Below are 19,509 nucleotides of genomic sequence, written 5' to 3'. Positions count from 1 at the left end.
ACTGATGAAAAATCAACGAACAAGGATCAACGTAGATCTGGAATAGTAGCTTGAATCGATCTTTAACAGAGAGGGAACGGTGCTGAGAAGTTCCTACTGACATCTTCAAGTGAACCTGCCGATTTAGTTCTGTTTCATACAGCGGTTCATACCGTTATCATGATTGAGTGTAAAGCTGTGCTTTAAATTAGGGTGGTACCACCAGGAATGGTCCCTAACTTAAAGTACAGCTTTTTTGTTTTTAAAAAGGAGGAACCTGCAATGTCAAAGAAACAATTTGTTGAGAAAATTACAAGCATGGAAGACGACTTTGCCCAGTGGTATACAGATGTTGTCACAAAGGCGCGGCTCGTCGATTATTCAAGCGTGAGAGGCAGTATGATCATTCAGCCGTACGGCTTTAAAATTTGGGAGAATATTCGCGACGAACTTGACCGCCAGATTAAAGAAACGGGTCATGAGAATGTTTATATGCCGCTTTTTATCCCAGAAAGCCTGCTTCAGCAGGAAAAAGATCATATCGAAGGCTTTGCGCCTGAAGTGGCGTGGGTCACTCATGGCGGTGAAACCGAATTACAAGAAAGGCTCTGCGTCAGACCAACCTCTGAAGTGCTGTTCGCTGAGCATTACAAAAACATTATTCATTCCTACCGCGATTTACCGAAGCTCTATAACCAATGGGCCAATGTCGTCCGCTGGGAAAAGACAACACGTCCCTTCCTCAGAACCCTTGAATTCCTGTGGCAGGAAGGGCATACGTGCCATGAGACTGAGCAAGAAGCGATTGAAGAAACAGAAAGAATGCTTCACATTTACGCTTCTCTTTGCCAAGAACTTCTTGCCATTCCTGTCATTAAAGGGAGAAAAACAGAGAAAGAAAAATTCGCCGGCGCTCGCTTCACCTATACGGTTGAAAGCTTGATGCATGATGGAAAAGCGCTGCAAACTGCCACTTCTCATTTCTTCGGGAACGGATTTGCCAAAGCATTTGGCATCGAATTCTTAAACCGTGAAGGAAAACTAGAACATGTCCAGCAAACCTCTTGGGGTTTCACAACAAGAATCATCGGCGCGATGATCATGGTGCATGGCGATGACAGAGGGCTCGTCCTCCCGCCAAATATTGCGCCAATCCAAGTGCGTATCGTCCCAATTGCTTCTCATAAAGAAGGTGTGCTGGATCATGCCTACGAATTGAAGAATCGCCTCGCCCGCATCGCACGTGCTGACATCGATGCAAGCGATAAACAGCCAGGCTGGAAATTCAACGAGTGTGAAATGCAAGGTATTCCGCTACGTGTAGAAGTAGGACCAAAGGACATCGAAAAAGGACAAGTGATGCTTGCAAGACGAGACACTGGTGAAAAGCAAGCTGTCACGTTAGATGCCCTTGAACAAACCATCACAGCAACCCTTGAAGACATCCAGCGGACGATGTACGAAAAAGCGAAGGAACGATTACATGAAAAGACATCACACGCCCACACAATCGAAGACATCGAGCAAATTCTTGCGGAAGAAAACCGATTGATTAAAGCCATGTGGTGTGGTGACGAAGCCTGTGAAAACGACATTAAAGAAAGAACAGGCGCGACCTCACGCTGTATCCCATTCGAACAGGAAACCATTTCCGACACATGTGTCTGCTGCGGAAAGCCTGCATCTGATATGGTGTTCTGGGCGAAAGCCTATTAAGAATATGAATGATAAAGAAGCATCTCTCATGATGCTTCTTTTTTGTTAAAAAGACCCAAACACCCATTGACCTCACCTGCATGATCCCCTATAATTCATATTAATATAATCGGTTTTTAAGACTTTAACTGGAGTGGTGATACATGAAACGCTGGCCCTCATTCTTTGCCGAACGCTGTCCTAAATGTAAATCAGCATTAGAAGTCTCAAAGTCCAATGCCCTGCAAGGCAAAGTTGTGAAAACATGTCCCAACCTTCATTATCAAAAAGAGTACCACCCCGCACTAGAAACGTATATCGAGCACGATGACGTCAAATAAAAAAGACCAACATGTTTGCTTTGTTGGTCTTTTCTTTATAAAATATCCAGCCAAATTTTGACCGCTGTCGCCGTAATCATCACAGCAAGTGCCCATTGCAAGTAGACGGCATTGATTTTCTGACCGACCTTCGCACCAATCGGAGCTGCCATCAAACTTGCCGCCATCAGCACAATCGCAGGAAGAAACATGACCTGACCCGTCAATACCTTTCCAGCCGATGCGCCTATCGCAGAAAGAAACGTAATCGCAAGTGACGACGCAATCGTCATCCGTACAGGAATTTTTAAAATAGACAGCATCACAGGCACTAAAATAAATGCGCCGCCTGCACCTAATACCCCGGAAACACTGCCAATCACAAAGGCAATAGCTGATGCCAGCCCTTTATGAAAAGTGACTTCTCCCTCTGCTTCTGCACGCTGTCCTTTTTTCGGAATCAGCATGAGAATAACCGCCACAATGGCGAGTAATCCATAAACGAGGTTCATCCCTTTCTCCGGCATAAAATGTGATACATAACTGCCTAATAAGCTGCCGGCTAATATACTGCTTCCCATATATAAAATCAGCGAGCGATGTAAAAATCCGCTTTTTCGATAAGCGAGTACACCACCCAGCGTCGAAAAAAGCACTTGAATGGCGCCAATCCCTGATACCTCATGTGCTGATAGTGCCATCACACCGAAAAGAGGCGGGATATAAAGCAGCATGGGATAGTTGATCACAGATCCGCCGATCCCCACCATTCCTGATAAGAAGGAACCAATACATCCGATGATAAAAAGTGTAATCAAAAATGCAAAATCCATGCTGGTCTCCTCCTTTACAAAAGGAAAAGGGGATCTTCAGCAGATACCCCTACATCCTTTAGGACCCTTTTCTCATCCAGAACTTCAGCACGTGACCTTCTTCTGTCTGCGTGATCAATTCATGTCCGCTTGACTTCGCCCATGCAGCTAAGTCAGCTTTAGCCCCTTTATCGGTTGCATGTATTTCTAAAATTTGACCTTTCGCCAAGTCGTTCATTTTTTTCTTCGTTCGAATAATTGGCATTGGGCATGCGAGCCCTGTTACGTCTAAAATTTGATCTGATGTCATTTGATTGTTCCTCTTCTCTTATTTTATTGGACATTATCGAATCGCACAACGGTTTGGACCAATTTCCATTTCCCGCTGCTCTTCCACATCTGGGTTCAGCTTCCCCATATTGGCTTGACGAATCTCTTGAAAGGCATGCGGCTGTGCAGGCAGACCTTCCGTCACCATCTTTCTAAACACATGTTGATCTTCAATATGAAGCCCATGATTTTCTTTTAAAAGTGTGCCGAGCTCCTTCCACACACTGCCGTCTTCATTCATTTCTTCTATGGTCATGAAGTGCGCAGGCAGAACGATGTATTCCTTTGAAAACGCCATATACCTTTCATAAAGCGTCTCTCTCAAATCATCTACCCAGTCCTCCGCCATTCCAGCAAGATCAGGTCTTCCAATTGAATCAATAAACAAAATATCACCTGAAAGAAGATATTGATTGTCTACGATAAAAGATGTTGAACCGATCGTATGTCCCGGGGAATAAATGGGTTGGATATCAATAGAAGCTGTTCCAATCGTTATCCGCTGTCCTTCTTCAAGACGTTCATATTCAAAGGTTACCTCTTCTGCATCTTTTGGCGGCAGCCAGTAGGCAGCACCAGTTAGTTCAGCCAGCTTTTTCCCACCAGAAATATGATCTGCATGAAGGTGAGTATCCATCACATGCGTCACAGAGACATCATGCTTTTTCGCAAAATCAATATAGACCTCCGTCATTCGAGCTGCATCCACAACCGCGGCTTCTCCATTGGATATGATCATATAGGACAGACACCCTTTGCCCATCCGTACAAATTGATACAGCTCTCCGCCGCCGCTTAAATTACCTATTTTCACTGGCTCTAGATGCTCACTCCATGCCTTCATGCCGCCCTGCAAATAATGAACAGGCACGCCAGCCTCTGACAGCATTTCCGCCACAAGGATAGAGGAACCTTCCTTGGCACAAACCACCAATACTTCACGGTCACTAGGAATGTGCTGTAAAAGGTCCTCTACTCCGTCAAGCAGATCAAAATAAGGCACATTCAAATCAACGATTGCTTCCCCTTCAATCTTCCAGTCCTGCACATCTGCTTGATTTCGCACATCTAGCAAAAAGAGCGGCTCTTTGCCCACGATCTTTTTAGTTAACTGCTCTGCAGTCATGGCTTTTACCGTCATGTTTTATTCAGCTCCTATTTTTCAATGGCTCCTGTCCAGCTATTCATGCCTGGCACCACATTGATTAATTGTTGAAATCCTTTCTCTTTTAGCTTTTGCGCAGCTAATTCACTTCTTCTGCCTGAATGACAGATGAGATAAATGTCCGATTCTCTTGTTAACTCCTCTGCACGATGTTCCACCTCACCAAGCGGGATATGAACAGCTCCTGGGATATGCCCCGCTTCGTATTCATCCAGCTCTCGTACATCCAAAATAAACAGAGATCGATCTTCTTTTACCTTCTGTTGAAAGGCATCCAAAGATATTTCCGAAATCATGGGCTCCCCCTCTTCCTCTTGCGCTCCGCCCTTACGAATCAAATGATGAAGCACCTGTCCTTCTACTCTTGTTCCTAAAAACTCATGGCCGGCACTTTTTGACCAAGCCGCTAAATCCGCTGCTGATCCTTTATCGGTAGCTTGCACTTCAAGTACATCTCCTGGCAAAAGCTCATTCATTTGTTTTTTTGTTTTCACAATCGGCATTGGGCATGCCAAACCTTTTGCATCTAAAATGACTGTTGGTTGCTGCATGTGATATCCTCCTTCATATAGGGGTGGGGGTATATTTTCATGCGTGCTTAATGCCAAGCATTCATACCACCCTTGATGTTTGTAATATGAGTAAATCCTTGCTTCTTCAATATTTTCGCTGCCTGCATACTTCTCATTCCGCTTTGGCATATCACGTAGATTTCTTCATTCTTCTCAAGCTGAGAAGCTCGTTCTTTTAACTGAGGTAAAGGAATGTTTTGAAATCCTTTAATATGGTTTGTTTGAAATTCTACTGGAGATCGTACGTCAATGAGCTGTTGACCTTTGCTTTTCAGCTTTTTTTTCATATCGGCTGCATCCATTTGGTTCACACCTCGTACCGGCAGGAAACGGCTCACAAGTAAGCCAATCACCAGGATGAACAAAATCGTTTGAATCATTTCATCACCTCACTAAATAAATAAATTCACATTCCCAATTTCAGCCTCTGCTAAATACGCCGCCACACCAGCATATTGAATGTCATCTAATAATTCTTTCTCCTGCAGCCCTAAAAGGTCCATCGTCATTGTACATGCTACGAGGTTGATCTCCTGTTCCTTCGCCATATCAATGAGCTGCGGCAAGGTCATGGCATTGTGCTTTTTAATGACTTGCTTAATCATCTTCGGGCCCATACCAGCAAAATTCATTTTTGAAATGCCCATTCGATCAGCCCCGCGCGGCATCATCTTGCCAAACATTTTTTCTAAAAAGCCTTTTTTCATTGGAACCAATTCATCCTTGCGCAAGGCATTCAGCCCCCAAAAGGTATGAAAAATCGTCACTTCATGATCATAGGCTGCTGCACCATTGGCAATAATGTAAGCCGCCATCGCTTTATCATAATCTCCACTAAATAGCACAATCGTTGTGCGTTTTTTCTGTTCTTCCATTCTGCTCCTCCTTTATTATTACCCATGGGGGTATACACAAAATAAAAAATATATACACATACCGGTAAGGGTATATTATAACAAGTAAAAAAATCCGTCAACCTTCAAAGGCTGAAGAATTTCTTACCGGCTTTTCACCAATAGCTCAACCGCTTCTTTCACAAGCCCCTCCGTATCCTTGCCTTGTTCAAGACTTTCTCGGACACATTGTTCAAGATTTGTACTTACAATCACACCCATTGCACGATCAATGGCATTGCGTGATGCAGACAGCTGCGTCACCACCTCGCGGCAATCCTTTCCCTGCTCCATCATCGCAAGAACCCCTTTAATCTGCCCCTCAATCCGGCGAAGACGGTTCTTCATCTGTTGATTATATTCCATGCACAAGTACCCCTTTCTATTCTTTCTATGAACAGATAGTATACCCTAAGAGGTATTTAGTCAAACGACTTGCCTTTCTCTTTTGTAGAGAACGTATGTGAAAATAATTGCACATTCCACCATTTATTGATAAAAAGAAAATAATCAACGAACGAGAAATCATTGAAGAAAAGAGGACAGCCCATGACTTTACATCATTATATTGGATCAAACAAAGAACTGCCGCTTGGTACCATTGGTCAAAATCCTACCTATAAACCATTCTCTGAACTCAATATCAACATGTTTGATAAAAAACAAAAAAAGCCAAAAACCTATCAAAAAGAAGAACTTTTGATAGAAGTATTTGAAACAGAAGAGGATTTCGAAGGCATTCACATTGATGATCTAGATCCCGTCTATGAAGCGGTAAGAAACAAATTCACGCATCCTTTTGTTTATGAATTAGACATCATTCATTCTCTTCGTGCACTTTTTAAATTCATTGAAAAAGAGCTTTCAAAAGGAGAAACCATAGAAATCTATTCTTGTCTAAATGAACTCGAAACGAAAGAAAAAGATGATCAATTGGATGTAGAAATTGATCTAAGCAAAAAACGGTTTGGAAAACATATTGATTTTAAAGGGATTGATGAACTGATTGATATGTTTGAATTAGAAAACTTACAATATGTGTTGGTGAAGAAATAGACCTCCTTCGGTAAAAGTATAGAGAAAAGGGGACATTATCATGAACTTGACATGTGAATCTAAAAATTTTGATGATTATTTATGTGAACTAGCTGAAGTTGATTATTCTCATCCTCTTATTCGAGCAAAATCAAATGAACTTTTCAATCCATTGCAGACAGAAATAGAAAAAGCAAAAGCAGCCTATGAGTTTGTCCGAGATGAAATTCCCCATACATGGGATATCCAATCCAAACGAGTGACTTGTCATGCATCAGAGGTATTAACATTTAAAGAGGGAATTTGCTACGCAAAGTCCAACCTATTAGCTGCTCTATTGCGCTCACAAGGAATACCCACAGGTTTCTGTTACCAGCGATTAATGTTGTTTGATACTAAAGGATATTGTATTCACGCATTAAATGCTGTATTTTTTCATTCACTTAATAAATGGATTCGATTAGACTCTCGCGGCAACAAGACAGGAATTGATGCTCTATTTTCACTTGATCATGAAAGATTAGCTTTTCATCCCCAACAAGAATTAGATGAAGTCGACTATCCTTTGATATATGTTAAACCACATCCAAAGACTATGAGCGTTTTAAAAGAACATACAGACGCGATTGAGATGTATCAACACCATTTACCAGAAACGATATAGGCTTAGGGGTAAAAAGAGCCCAACGTGAAAATAAACCGGTGCTGCTTGTCAGCATCGGTTATGCCCACTTGTCACTGACGCATAGGATCTATTTTATATTTAATGGCCATAATAACTTCATCCAAACGATGGCTAGCCTTCAATTAAACGTTTCAACTTAAGCTCCGTATCAGTATCCTCAACTGGAGTATAGACACTGCATCTTAAATCAGTATCCCCATACACTTGTAATGAAGTGAGATTAAACAACATTTTACCTGCCTTAGCATGACGAAATTCAATTAATACTTCAGGTGCATAGCTGATCTCATTTTCATTCCAGATTTTACGAAACTCGGGATATGCCTGCTCCATTTCTTCTATAAATTGCTCATACCAGTCATCTGCCACATACTGTCCATAATACGTTCTAAATATGGCGATATATCCTCTAACAAAATGCTCCCAATTCACCGCTAAACTTTTAAATTCCTTTCTTGCGAATAGTAAGCGTATGATATTCCTTTCTGCCGGATTGATTTGTTCAAAGTCCAAAAAGACATTCGCTGCTGCTTGATTCCAGCCAACAATCTGACTTCTTCTATCAGATACAATCGTCGGGCAATAACGAAGTTCCTGCAAAATTTTCACTAAAGCCGGACTGATTTCCTTCTCATTCTCAATGATAAAGGATTGTTTCACTCCTTCCTCTAACGCTAAAGCGTACAAATATCTCCTTTCATCGTTATTTAATTGTAATGCTCGAGAAATCGCATCTAATACCGAAGTTGATACTTTTATATCTCTTCCTTGCTCTAACCATGTATACCAAGTAAGACTCACACCGGCTAGTTGAGCCACTTCTTCTCTTCTCAGCCCTGGTGTTCTTCTGCGGGTTCCTACAGGTAAACCAACCATTTGAGGCGTAATTTTCGAACGTTGATTCTTTAGAAATTCTGATAATGCTTGAAGTCTAGTTTCAGGTTTCATTTAGATCTCCCTTTAAAAGAGTATTAATTATACTAGGATAAACAACAACTTGTAATAGGATAACACAATGGCTAAAGTGAATAAAAACAAGGAGGGAATGATCATGAAAAGAGTTGTCATTACTGGAATGGGAATTATTTCTCCACTTGGAAATGATGTAAATAGCTTTTGGAATCAACTAATCAAAGGACAATCGGGAATATCTCTCATTGATTCTTTTGATACAACTGATTATAAAACAAAAATAGCTGGAATCGTTCGTGATTTCGATGCAGATGAAATATTGGGAAGAAAAGAAGCAAAACGATTAGACCGTTTTAGTCAGTTTGCCTTAGCAGCAGCCGAACAAGCATTAGAAAATTCACAATTACAGTTAGATCAAGTTGATCTTGAACGTTTAGGCGTATATGTTGGTTCAGGAATCGGGGGAATCCAATCGCTTGTTGATCATGTCAATGTATTAGATAAACGAGGTCCCTCAAGAGTAAGCCCCAGCCTTGTACCCATGATGATTTCAAATGCAGCTGCGGCCCAAATAAGCATTAGATTAGGGGCACAAGGGCCATCATTGTCACCAGTCACAGCTTGTTCTATTGGGAACACCTCTATTGGCGAAGCTTTCAATGCGATCCGAAATGATGATGCAGATATTATATTTGCCGGTGGAGCAGAAGCTGCTGTTTCACAGATATCTTTGGCCAGTTTTGGAAACGCACACGCACTATCTACTAGAAACCAAGACCCAAGCCGGGCCAGCCGTCCATTCGATACAGATAGAGATGGCTTTGTGATGAGTGAAGGCGCAGGTATCTTAGTATTAGAATCATTAGAAAACGCGATTCTTAGAGATGCGCCGATATTATGTGAAGTAGTTGGGTACGGAGCTAGTTCAGACGCTCATCATATGGTAGCATCCCATCCAGAAGGTAAAGGTGCCTACTTAGCCATGAAAAAAGCATTGAGAAGTGCAAATATATCAACAGATGACATCGATGTTATTAGTGCTCATGCAACAAGTACACAAGTAGGTGATCGTTCAGAAGTTCTAGCTATTAAAAAATTATTTGGTGATCGTTCAAGTGAAATTCCAACAACGGCAAACAAATCAATGACGGGGCACATGTTTGGTGCTGCCGGCGGAGTAGAAGCCATTGCTTTAGTGGAAAGTTTGAGACGAGGAATGATTCCGCCAACTATTAATGTAGAGAATCAAGATCCAGACTGCAACTTAGATGTTGTATTAGAAGCGAGACAGCTTCCTTTGAAATACGGACTATCCAATTCTTTTGGTTTTGGAGGACATAATTCAGCCATCTTGTTAAAGCATTACGATTGAAGTAGCTATCAAGGGTGTATAGCCCTTGATTTTTTTCATTTTGGGAACACCTCACAGACAAATGATGACGGGCCTCAGCAATCTGATATATTAAATGGAGAAAAGAGAATACTAAAAACATTTAGAAAGCAGGTGACCCATGTCAAACAACGAAACACCCAACCCACTCATCCATGAAAAATCACCATACCTCCTTCAGCACGCCCACAACCCAGTTCACTGGTACCCGTGGGGGCAAGAAGCATTCGATAAAGCCAAACGTGAAAATAAACCTGTGCTTGTCAGCATCGGTTATGCCACTTGTCACTGGTGCCACGTCATGGCACACGAAAGCTTTGAAGATCAACAAGTCGCTGACATCTTAAACGAGCATTTTATTTCGATTAAAGTCGATCGTGAGGAGCGTCCAGACATCGACTCTATGTATATGTCTGTTTGTCAGATGATGACGGGGCAAGGCGGCTGGCCGCTCAACGTGTTTGTCACGCCGGATCAAAAGCCTTTTTATGCGGGAACTTATTTTCCAAAGAGAAGTGCATACGGGCGTCCTGGCTTCATTGAGGCACTGACACAATTGCTGGATGCGTACCATAACGACCGAGATCATATTGAATCATTGGCAGAAAAAGCGACAAATAATCTGCGGATTAAAGCAGCAGGGCAGACAGAAAACATGCTGTCTCAAGAGGCAGTTCACAAAGCCTATTACCAGCTCATGAGCAGCTTTGATACGCTGTATGGCGGATTCGGCTCTGCACCAAAATTTCCTGCACCTCATATGCTCTCATTTCTAATGCGCTATTACGAATGGACTGGACAGGAGAATGCGCTGTATGCAGTCACGAAAACGTTAGATGGAATGGCAAATGGCGGTATATACGACCATGTTGGTTCAGGTTTTTCTCGTTATTCAACAGACGAAAAATGGCTTGTGCCGCATTTTGAAAAAATGCTGTATGATAACGCGCTGCTGATGGAAGCTTACACAGAAGCCTATCAGCTCACCTCAAAACCTGAGTATAAAAAGCTTGTCCAACACCTGATCCAATTTATTAAACAAGATATGATGAATCAGGGCGGCTCCTTTTATTCAGCGATAGATGCAGATTCTGAAGGGAAAGAAGGGCAATATTACGTCTGGTCAAAAGATGAGATCCTCACCCATTTAGGAGAGGAGCTTGGCGCTTTATTTTGCGAAGTCTATCACATCACAGAAGAGGGGAACTTTGAAGGGGAGAACATCCCTCATACCATTTCTACCTCTTTTGAGGACATCAAAGCCTCTTTTTCGATCGATGATAAAACCCTTCAGTCTAAGCTGCAAGAAGCCCGGCATATTTTACAATCAGTCAGACAGCAGCGACCCGCGCCGCTTGTCGATGACAAGGTGCTTACATCTTGGAATGCGCTGATGATCGCAGCTCTCGCCAAAGCAGGAAGGGTCTTTAATGAAGAGGAAGCGATCCATATGGCGAAGCAGGCGATGTCTTTTCTAGAAACACATCTTGTTCAACATGAGCGGCTCATGGTCCGCTACAGAGAAGGTGACGTGAAGCATCTCGGCTTTATCGAGGATTATGCGCATATGCTAAAAGCCTATATGTCTTTATACGAAGCGACCTTTGAATTAGATTGGCTGGAAAAAGCCACAGCCATTGCCGAGAACATGTTTGAGCTGTTTTGGGACAAGGAAAAAGGGGGCTTTTTCTTCTCAGGATCAGATGCGGAAGCGCTCATCGTTCGAGAAAAAGAAGTGTACGACGGTGCCATGCCTTCTGGCAACAGCACTGCACTCAAGCACCTTCTCATGCTAAGCAGACTGACCGGACGTCAGGATTGGCTAGACACATTACAGCAGATGTTCCAAGCCTTTTATGTCGATGTCTCTTCCTACCCAAGCGGACACACAGCGTTTCTGCAAGGGCTCCTAAGTCAATATGCCACGAAAAGAGAAATCATCATTCTCGGAAAAAACGGCGACCCTCAAAAAGAACAGCTTTTACAGGCGCTTCAAAAACGCTTCGTGCCATTTGATATCATATTGACTGCCGAAACAGGGGAAGAATTAGCGAAGCTCGCGCCCTTTACAAAAGATTACAAAACAATCGATGGCAAAACCACCGTGTATATTTGTGAAAACTACAGCTGCCGCCAGCCAATCACCGATATCGATGAAGTGATGGAACAATTATTCCACAATTGAGTTTGTCATGAGTAGACTATGAGAAGACAAAATGAGGACAAACAGATAAAAAACATGTCAATCCGCTAACAAATTGTCTGTACGGTTTTATTTTTCCTAAAAAACGGTTAGAATGCGCACTAGACGTTCTCATACCGAAGGGAGAGAAAATGATGAAAAAGGTATCATACACACTCATCTCTTGTTTGTTATCTGTTGGACTTGCAGCCTGCTCGTCAAACGATGCCAAACAAGATAAGCAAAACGATTCAGCCAAAAACAAGGAAACAACACAGGCTGATCAAAAAGAGCAGCAAAAGCAAATGGAAGAAATGCAAAAGAAATTAGACGCACAAAAAATCGATGATCAAAAGGTCGTTGCGACCGTCAACAAAGACAAAATCACAGGCAGTGAATACAATAGCGCTTTATCTACCATTCAAGGCCAGCTTCAGCAGTCCGGGCAAGACCCCACTTCTAAAGAAGGCGAGAAAGCAGTCAAGAAACAAACCATTGATGCGCTCGTAGGCCAAGAGCTCATCCTGCAAGATGCTGAGAAGAAGGGCTTCAAAGCCTCTGACAAAGAGGTAGATAAGCAGCTAAAGGAAGAAAAGAAACAGTTTAAAGACAACGCTCAATTCGAAGAAGCACTGAAAAAGAGCGGACTCACATTGGATCAGCTGAAAAGTGACATTGCCGACAGCATCAAATACAGCCAATATGTCGACAAAGAAATCAAATCAGCCTCCGTCTCTGAGAAAGACGTCAAAGCGTACTATGATCAATACGCAGACCAAATGAAAAAACAAAAGCAAAAAGCACCAGAATACAAAGAGGTTAAATCACAAATTAAAAAACAGCTAGAATCTCAAGAAAAGCAAAAAGAAGTCCAAAAAGAAATTGAAAAACTAAAGAAGTCTGCGAAAATTAATGTGTCTCTGTAACAGCTAAGAAAAAATCCGCCATTGTGCGGATTTTTTTGTTGCTTCACGACCCATTTTTCCAAATTTATGACAAAAGCCTCATCATAAACGTCTCTTCCATCCGATATGATGGGAGTACAAAAGAAAGCGCTAACAATTCTTTTGTCTCTGAAAAGGTACAGGATCAAAAGCCATTCTCGTACTTTTGCTTCAGTCAATCGGACATCTACAAAAGGAGGATCTTTATGTTCAAATGGTTTAAACCTGCTCCGCATATCGACAGGCTTGATGATGCCAAAACAGACGAGACGTATAAGCGGCTGCGGCTGCAAGTCTTTTTAGGCATCTTTATCGGGTATGCGGGCTACTATTTGCTGCGCAAAAATTTCGCTTTTGCCATTCCATATCTACAGGAAGAAGGGTTTACGAAAAGTGAATTAGGCTTTGTACTTGCAGCTGTATCTATCGCTTATGGCTTTAGTAAATTCATCATGGGGATGATCTCAGACCGCTGTAACCCCAGATATTTTTTAGCTGCCGGACTCTTTTTATCAGCTCTTATCAATATCCTATTTGTCTCATTTCCATGGGTCACATCCAGTGTATGGATCATGTTTTTATTCATGTTCTTAAACGGCTGGTTTCAAGGCATGGGTTGGCCGCCATGCGGACGTACGATGGCGCACTGGTTTTCAGTTAGTGAACGTGGTACGAAAATGTCCATTTGGAACGTCGCTCACAATATCGGCGGGGGGATTCTTGCACCGCTTATCACATTAGGAATTGTGCTGTTTGCGACGTGGAAAAGTATCTTTTTCTTCCCTGCCATCATTGCCATTATCGTCTCCTTCGTGATCATTCTTCTCGTACGGGATACCCCGCAATCCACTGGTCTTCCGCCAATTGAGGAATATCGAAATGACTATCCGGCCCAAAAGTATGAGGATCAAGAAAAAGAATTAACAGTGAAAGAGATTTTATTTAAATATGTACTCAACAATAAATTCCTATGGTATATCGCCATCGCCAACGTGTTTGTGTACTTTGTCCGTTACGGTGTCGTTGACTGGGCTCCGACCTACTTAACAGAAGCAAAGGGCTTTTCACCAGAGCATTCACGCTGGTCTTATTTTCTTTATGAATATGCAGGCATTCCCGGTACATTATTGTGCGGCTGGATCAGTGATCGCTTCTTTAGAAGCCGCCGCGCACCAGCTGGCGTCATCTTTATGGCCGGGGTGTTAATTGCCGTTCTTGTTTACTGGCTAAACCCTGCAGGCAATCCAATGGTCGATAACATTGCCCTCATCAGCATCGGCTTTTTGATTTACGGCCCGGTCATGCTCATTGGACTTCAAGCCATTGATCTCGCTCCGAAAAAAGCAGCTGGCACTGCTGCCGGACTGACAGGCTTCTTCGGCTACATTGGCGGCTCTGCCTTTGCCAATGCCATGATGGGCGTCGTCGTCGATCACTATGACTGGACAGGAGGCTTCATTTTACTGGTTGGTTCTTGTGTGCTTGCGATTGTTTTCCTCGCTATGACATGGAATACAGGAAAACGCGTAGAGCAAGCTTAATGAAAATCACATAAAAGATTCATATCCGCCCAACATGCTCTTTACATCTATTTCTTATGATGGAGGCAGTTACCGTAAAAGGAGGATAAAATATGAAGAAAAGTAGATTACTTGCTTTCGTGTTGCTCTCTTTTGCTTTACTGTCTTTTGTGTGGGTGCCGGCCACCGTATCGGCACATGAAAACCTTTTATCTCCAGATCGCATCTTAACCGTTGCACACCGCGGAGCATCAGGGTATGCACCAGAGCATACCCTGGCTTCCTACAAGCTCGCCACAAAGATGAATGCAGATTACCTCGAACTCGACCTTCAAATGACAAAGGATGGACATCTCATCGTGATGCATGATGAAACCGTTGACCGAACCACAAACGGAACAGGCTGGGTCAAAGACCTCACACTTGCTGAAATCAAACAGCTTGATGCTGGTACATGGTTTAACGAAGCAAATCCTGACAGACAAAATGCCAACTATATCGGACAGAGAGTCCTTACATTAGATGAGGTGCTGCGCTATTTCGGCAAACGAGAGAATTATTATATTGAAACAAAAAAACCAGACCTTTATCCGCAAATGGAAGAAAAACTATTGGCCGCCTTAAAGAAACATCACCTTCTTGGGAAACACACAAGAAAAGGGCAGGTTATCATACAATCCTTTAGTGAAGACAGCCTGCTAAAGCTACAGAAATTAGCCCCACGCCTGCCAAAAGTACAGCTATTAGACAGAAACCAAATGACATCCATCACAGACGATCAGCTCGACTTTATCAAAACGTACGCTGTAGGGGTTGGACCGAATTTTAGAGCATTAACACCTGAAAACGTCCAGCAGGTCAGAAGCCACGGACTCCTCCTTCATCCATATACGGTAAACAGCGAAGCAGACATGACACGTCTTCTGCAATACGGCGTCACCGGTCTTTTCACCAACTATCCAGATGTCTTTAACCGTGTAAAAGCTTCACTCTAAATAAAAAAAGCCTTGCGGTCCATCCCGCAAGGTCTTTGATTATTTCACCGTTTGATCAGAAGAAGCTGTTTCAAACGGCTTCCGTTTTCCAATCCCAAATACAAAAAAGCTAAGTGCTACTAAAATCAAGAACCCAATTGCTACAATAAGAGAAATACGCGTATCCTGATTAATGAGCATAAACACAAGAACCATTAATAAAAATCCGATTGTAAGATAGTTAGAAAACGGTGCTAACGGCATCTTGAACGGGTGCTGATCAAGCGCTGCCCCCTTCGCCTTTCTGAAGCCGATATGACTAATCAAAATGACAAACCAAGGCACCATCCCAGGAAGGACACTCGCACTATACACATAGACGAAAATGTTTGGCGGAGAAACATAATTCAGGACCACTCCTATCGCTAAACCAATCAGTACAGCGAATGTCCCAAAATACGGTACACCGTTCTTCGAAATTTTCGTAAAGAAAGCAGGCGCCTGACCATTCACACCTAATGTATAAAGCATACGGCCCGCACTGAAAATACCACTATTACAGCCGGACATCGCTGCTGTAATAACAACAAAGTTAATAATACCAGCTGCTGCTGTAATCCCGACCTTCGCAAACGTCGCCACAAATGGACTGCCAAGGGTATTCAGCTGATCCCAAGGATACACCGTCACAATGACAAAGATCGCACCGATATAGAAAATCAAAATACGCCAGATGATACTTTTAATGGCATTTGTCAGCGTCTTTTGCGGATTTTGCGCCTCACCCGCTGTAATCCCAATGAGCTCGACACCTTGATAAGCAGCAATAACTAGAGACAATGCAAACAGGAATCCGCTAAACCCACCTGTAAAGAACCCGCCATGCGCCCAAAGGTTAGACAGCCCAATAGGAGTCCCGCCATTTCCAAAACCGAAGAAAATAATACCTAAACCTGCAACAATCATCAAGATAATCGTCACAATTTTGATCATCGCAAACCAAAATTCAAATTCACCAAATGACTTAACCGAAATCAAATTGGCTGCTCCTAAAATGATCATCGCAATTAACCCTGGAATCCACGCAGGCAGCTCTGGGAACCAATATTTCATATAAGCCCCAACCGCAATAATTTCAGACATTCCGACAATGACCCACTGGAACCAGTTACTCCAAGCCGTCATATACCCTGCAAGCGGATGAATATATTGATGCCCGAATGTAGCAAATGACCCTGTACTCGGCTCAAGATATAACATTTCTCCCATCGCACGCATAATAAAAAAGATAAAAACACCACACACTGCGTACGCTAGAAGAACGGATGGACCTGTCCACTGAATGGCCTTCGCTGACCCCATAAATAAGCCAACACCGATTGTGCCGCCAAGAGCGATCATTTGAATATGGCGGGCACTTAACCCTCTCTTTAATTCCTTTTGAGCCACTTTTCTTCCCCCTCATCAACAAACAACATAAAAAATAAAAATCAGAATTTTCATTCTGATTGAGAAACATCAATCTTTCGATGTATATTATCATAATAAATCTACCCTTAAAAAACAATTGTTTTTTTGAGGAAAACACTATTAACAAAATATTCTGACATAAAAGTAAGTTCAAATTATTTTATATTGATATAATCAATAACCAGAAAAATCTTCAAAAAAAGACCGTTCACACGGTCTTCTAAGCTCAAACTGTAAATTTATAGGAATTTCGGCAATTGCTTTCCTAAAACACTTTCCTCTGGTAAATCACAGTAGAAAGTCCCCAAGACAACAAGTAGAAGAGCATAATCAGCACAGCTGACCCCGTATATAAAACAGGGATCGATAAATTCATAATAAAATTAGTGAACCCACTAAATTGCTCTGCTAAATAGAGGACAACAGGCGGTCCCATAGCAGATAATACGATAAAGCCAATGATCACTGCCGTTGTGATATAACCAGGCTTTAAGATATAAAACAATGGAAACGTACACGCCGCGAACAATAAAAACAACCCGCTGCCAATCGCAATATCTGACAGCGAAAACAGCTTCCCAAACACAAGTAATGCAGCACTTGTCAGCCCGATCGCAATGACCATATAAAAAACGGCACCAAGATAACGGGAGGCAATAATTTCATTCCGGGTATAAGGCAAAGAATTTAATAGGATATTCGTTTCTGCCTTTTCATCATACGCATATGTGTTAAAGGGAATGAAGACACTAGCGACTAGAAACGTCAATACTGGATGGACATCCATGAAAATAAAAAATAAGATAAACGGAATAAAAATAAGTAACTGCTTCTTTTGCAAAATCACATCACGCTTAATTAAATGAAACATGCGCAGCCCCGCCTTTCAAATAAAACATGATATCCTCAAGCGACGCCGGTTCAATCACAACAGCATCCCCAAAAATAAGTTTCACTTCATCAATTCGATCTGATAATGCTTCAAAACCTGCTGATGTACGCTGAATATGGATAAACGCCTTTTCTGTGTCTCGATCCAACAACTCCAGGCTCCCTCTCACAAGCGCATAACTTTCTGCCACTTCATGAATCGACTGTTGAAAGACCAATCTTCCATTTTGTATAAACGCAATATAATCCGCGATCCGGTCTAAATCAGTCGTCACATGCGTCGAGAAAAAGATCGTCCGATTTCCATCAATCATCAATTCTTGTAACGTGCTGAGCAGCTCTCTTCTAAAAACCGGATCTAAACCAGCAGTTGGTTCATCCATGATAATCAGCTCTGCATGATGCGACAACTCAACCCTAGATTCCTTCAACACGACAGCTCCTTCGGACAATATAAAGATAAAGCATATTTATCCTACCACACTTTTTAAAAAATGGTTTCCATCCCCATGAGAAAATTTGCGTTTTAAGGTAAATTTAATAAAAAAACCTAGAATCTATATTCTAGGTATCATACTAAATACTTATGACTTATGACTTTCTTCTTCCCGCAGCACACGCTTCAAATAAAACAAAATTCCCAAACCGAATAAAATCAACGCCATTTCCAAGTCTGCAGAAATCGGCAACCATTTCAGCATCATTAAAATCAGCAAAACCGCTCCAACACCTGCGAAAAAAATGACGTTTCTTTTTAATTCTTTGTTTGATTGAAACAACACTCTCTCCTCCACTGTTTATCCAATTGAATGTTTTTCTAACTTTTTCAATATTCTTTCCCAGCCGGTATCTCCCATTTTCCGATCTATTAACTGCCCCTCTTGATCAAAGAGGCAAAAGCTAGGTAACCCTTGAATCTTATACTTTGCAACAATCTCATAATTCTGATCCAATACAATAGGAGCGGTCATATTCTTTTCCTCTGCATACTCTGAAACAACATCTTCCGATTTTTCATCTTCTGTATATGGAACATGGACACAGGTTAAATGAATACCCAGCTCATTCACACGTTGTAGGATATGATTGGTTAATTCTTCACAATGAGGACAGTTGACTGACCAAAAATAAAGAAGCTGATGCTGTCCCTTAGGTAAGCTCCTTTGATCTGTAGGGTAAATCCAAGGAAGATTCTCAGGCCAGTTGAGTTTCTGCGTTTCCACTATTCATCCCCCTTTTCCTTTAGCTGAAAAGCAATAATCTTCCCTAATGCTTCCTCTGCAGCAAAAGGAGTAACGCTGCCTGTTGGATTTTCTTGTTCTTGTTTTAAGCACTCGTACATGTTTTTTTCAATTTTTGATGGATCAATCCAAGAGATACACCATGATGCCCAGAAACAAGTAGGTCCCTCATAACGTTTAGCAAGTGCCAGAAGAAATGGCAAGCTAGGTTTCCCAATCCTCATGAGTGACATGGCAGCGGCCATTCTTGTATCTTCTTCGTCACTTTCTAATAGCCGAGCTAGCGGTTCTGCTGCGTCCCCCGCATCTGCTCCAAATTCACCAAGTACAGCTGCTGCAATGTTCCGCAGAGAGCCTTTTTCTTTTAAAGCCTCAACAAGGACGGGCACTGCATCTTTTCCATATTTTCTTAAATCTCCTATTGCTTGAACGATCGTTACTTCATTTGTATTAGCCAATTGTTGAACGGATTGAGACAGCTTATTTTCTGGCTTCATTT

General features: G+C 42.1%; 22 protein-coding genes, 2 pseudogenes and 1 other annotated feature. Of the genes and pseudogenes, 10 read left to right on the top strand and 14 right to left on the bottom strand.

All coding sequences use genetic code 11. The features are described from left to right. The first annotated feature begins 23 nt into the window (after positions 1-23). Positions 24-219 (top strand) — a binding site (T-box leader). 42 nt (positions 220-261) lie between these two features. Continuing rightward, a complete protein-coding gene (proS, locus tag M1D81_RS01250; protein ID WP_456265891.1) occupies positions 262-1,695 on the top strand; it encodes a proline--tRNA ligase in 1,434 nt (477 codons plus the stop codon). 143 nt (positions 1,696-1,838) lie between these two features. Continuing rightward, positions 1,839-2,015, top strand: a complete 177-nt coding sequence (locus M1D81_RS01245; RefSeq protein WP_165585036.1) for a hypothetical protein — start codon at positions 1,839-1,841, stop codon at positions 2,013-2,015. A 35-nt stretch (positions 2,016-2,050) separates the two neighbouring features. Here M1D81_RS01245 and M1D81_RS01240 read toward each other — a convergent pair whose 3' ends face one another. The 7 genes from M1D81_RS01240 to M1D81_RS01210 all read right to left on the bottom strand — a co-directional run bounded on the left by M1D81_RS01240 (position 2,051) and on the right by M1D81_RS01210 (position 6,132). Next, positions 2,051-2,827: a sulfite exporter TauE/SafE family protein gene (locus M1D81_RS01240; RefSeq protein ID WP_456265892.1), complete on the bottom strand. Its 777-nt coding sequence runs from the start codon at positions 2,825-2,827 to the stop codon at positions 2,051-2,053. A 58-nt stretch (positions 2,828-2,885) separates the two neighbouring features. Next, positions 2,886-3,116, bottom strand: a complete 231-nt coding sequence (locus tag M1D81_RS01235) for a sulfurtransferase TusA family protein (protein WP_456265893.1) — start codon at positions 3,114-3,116, stop codon at positions 2,886-2,888. A 33-nt stretch (positions 3,117-3,149) separates the two neighbouring features. Continuing rightward, entirely contained in the window at positions 3,150-4,277 is a 1,128-nt protein-coding gene (locus M1D81_RS01230; RefSeq protein ID WP_456265894.1) for an MBL fold metallo-hydrolase, read from the bottom strand. Positions 4,278-4,291: 14 nt separating this feature from the next. After that, complete coding sequence (locus M1D81_RS01225) at positions 4,292-4,852, bottom strand: sulfurtransferase TusA family protein (protein ID WP_456265895.1); 561 nt, start codon at positions 4,850-4,852, stop codon at positions 4,292-4,294. 47 nt (positions 4,853-4,899) lie between these two features. Next, positions 4,900-5,253 (bottom strand): rhodanese-like domain-containing protein, encoded by a 354-nt coding sequence (locus tag M1D81_RS01220; protein WP_456265896.1) that lies wholly within the window; start codon positions 5,251-5,253, stop codon positions 4,900-4,902. 12 nt (positions 5,254-5,265) lie between these two features. Then, a complete protein-coding gene (locus tag M1D81_RS01215; protein ID WP_456265897.1) occupies positions 5,266-5,748 on the bottom strand; it encodes a DsrE/DsrF/DrsH-like family protein in 483 nt (160 codons plus the stop codon). Positions 5,749-5,871: 123 nt separating this feature from the next. Next, positions 5,872-6,132, bottom strand: coding sequence for a metal-sensitive transcriptional regulator (locus M1D81_RS01210; RefSeq protein ID WP_003217059.1), 261 nt, complete (start codon positions 6,130-6,132; stop codon positions 5,872-5,874). A 183-nt stretch (positions 6,133-6,315) separates the two neighbouring features. Here M1D81_RS01210 and M1D81_RS01205 point away from each other — a divergent pair, with 183 nt between their 5' ends. Next, positions 6,316-6,822, top strand: coding sequence for a hypothetical protein (locus M1D81_RS01205; RefSeq protein ID WP_456265898.1), 507 nt, complete (start codon positions 6,316-6,318; stop codon positions 6,820-6,822). A gap of 40 nt (positions 6,823-6,862) precedes the next feature. Further along, entirely contained in the window at positions 6,863-7,465 is a 603-nt protein-coding gene (locus M1D81_RS01200) for a transglutaminase-like domain-containing protein (RefSeq protein ID WP_456265899.1), read from the top strand. Positions 7,466-7,597: 132 nt separating this feature from the next. On the opposite strand, the gene M1D81_RS01195 is transcribed toward M1D81_RS01200, so the two are convergent. Continuing rightward, positions 7,598-8,434 carry a helix-turn-helix transcriptional regulator gene (locus M1D81_RS01195; protein WP_024424426.1) on the bottom strand — a complete coding sequence of 279 codons (837 nt, stop codon included), beginning with the start codon at positions 8,432-8,434 and terminating at the stop codon, positions 7,598-7,600. 103 nt (positions 8,435-8,537) lie between these two features. Here M1D81_RS01195 and fabF point away from each other — a divergent pair, with 103 nt between their 5' ends. From fabF to M1D81_RS01165, 6 genes and pseudogenes are all read left to right on the top strand, one after another. Continuing rightward, positions 8,538-9,770 (top strand): beta-ketoacyl-ACP synthase II, encoded by a 1,233-nt coding sequence (fabF, locus tag M1D81_RS01190; protein ID WP_326161234.1) that lies wholly within the window; start codon positions 8,538-8,540, stop codon positions 9,768-9,770. A 139-nt stretch (positions 9,771-9,909) separates the two neighbouring features. After that, a pseudogene (locus tag M1D81_RS01185) lies at positions 9,910-10,401 on the top strand (thioredoxin domain-containing protein); the annotation flags it as partial. A 42-nt stretch (positions 10,402-10,443) separates the two neighbouring features. Beyond that, entirely contained in the window at positions 10,444-11,973 is a 1,530-nt protein-coding gene (locus M1D81_RS01180) for a thioredoxin domain-containing protein (protein ID WP_456270895.1), read from the top strand. Positions 11,974-12,125: 152 nt separating this feature from the next. Further along, the gene (locus M1D81_RS01175; RefSeq protein WP_456265900.1) at positions 12,126-12,896 is read left to right on the top strand and encodes a SurA N-terminal domain-containing protein; all 771 of its coding nucleotides are present in this window, start codon (positions 12,126-12,128) and stop codon (positions 12,894-12,896) included. A 224-nt stretch (positions 12,897-13,120) separates the two neighbouring features. Continuing rightward, the gene (gene glpT, locus M1D81_RS01170; RefSeq protein WP_061110460.1) at positions 13,121-14,455 is read left to right on the top strand and encodes a glycerol-3-phosphate transporter; all 1,335 of its coding nucleotides are present in this window, start codon (positions 13,121-13,123) and stop codon (positions 14,453-14,455) included. 92 nt (positions 14,456-14,547) lie between these two features. Continuing rightward, a complete protein-coding gene (locus M1D81_RS01165) occupies positions 14,548-15,429 on the top strand; it encodes a glycerophosphodiester phosphodiesterase (RefSeq protein WP_400519688.1) in 882 nt (293 codons plus the stop codon). A 39-nt stretch (positions 15,430-15,468) separates the two neighbouring features. Here the strand turns inward: M1D81_RS01165 and M1D81_RS01160 are convergent, their stop codons facing one another. The 6 genes and pseudogenes from M1D81_RS01160 to M1D81_RS01135 all read right to left on the bottom strand — a co-directional run bounded on the left by M1D81_RS01160 (position 15,469) and on the right by M1D81_RS01135 (position 19,507). After that, positions 15,469-16,857: an amino acid permease gene (locus M1D81_RS01160; protein WP_456265901.1), complete on the bottom strand. Its 1,389-nt coding sequence runs from the start codon at positions 16,855-16,857 to the stop codon at positions 15,469-15,471. A gap of 286 nt (positions 16,858-17,143) precedes the next feature. Then, the gene (locus M1D81_RS01155) at positions 17,144-17,749 is read right to left on the bottom strand and encodes an ABC-2 transporter permease (RefSeq protein ID WP_024424433.1); all 606 of its coding nucleotides are present in this window, start codon (positions 17,747-17,749) and stop codon (positions 17,144-17,146) included. Further along, a pseudogene (locus M1D81_RS01150) lies at positions 17,733-18,182 on the bottom strand (sodium ABC transporter ATP-binding protein); the annotation flags it as partial. The pseudogene M1D81_RS01150 and the gene M1D81_RS01155, both read right to left, overlap by 17 nt. Positions 18,183-18,353: 171 nt before the next feature. Then, positions 18,354-18,551: a hypothetical protein gene (locus M1D81_RS01145; RefSeq protein ID WP_236626600.1), complete on the bottom strand. Its 198-nt coding sequence runs from the start codon at positions 18,549-18,551 to the stop codon at positions 18,354-18,356. A 15-nt stretch (positions 18,552-18,566) separates the two neighbouring features. Further along, positions 18,567-18,992, bottom strand: a complete 426-nt coding sequence (locus tag M1D81_RS01140; RefSeq protein WP_424925179.1) for a TlpA family protein disulfide reductase — start codon at positions 18,990-18,992, stop codon at positions 18,567-18,569. After that, positions 18,992-19,507 (bottom strand): HEAT repeat domain-containing protein, encoded by a 516-nt coding sequence (locus tag M1D81_RS01135; RefSeq protein WP_252049998.1) that lies wholly within the window; start codon positions 19,505-19,507, stop codon positions 18,992-18,994. The genes M1D81_RS01140 and M1D81_RS01135 overlap by 1 nt, the downstream gene beginning before the upstream one ends. Between the last annotated feature and the right edge of the window lie 2 nt (positions 19,508-19,509).

The sequence above is a fragment of the Bacillus sp. JZ105 genome (assembly GCF_053903125.1).
Note: the sequence above shows the minus strand (reverse complement) of the source record. Positions and strands in the feature narration are given on the sequence as shown.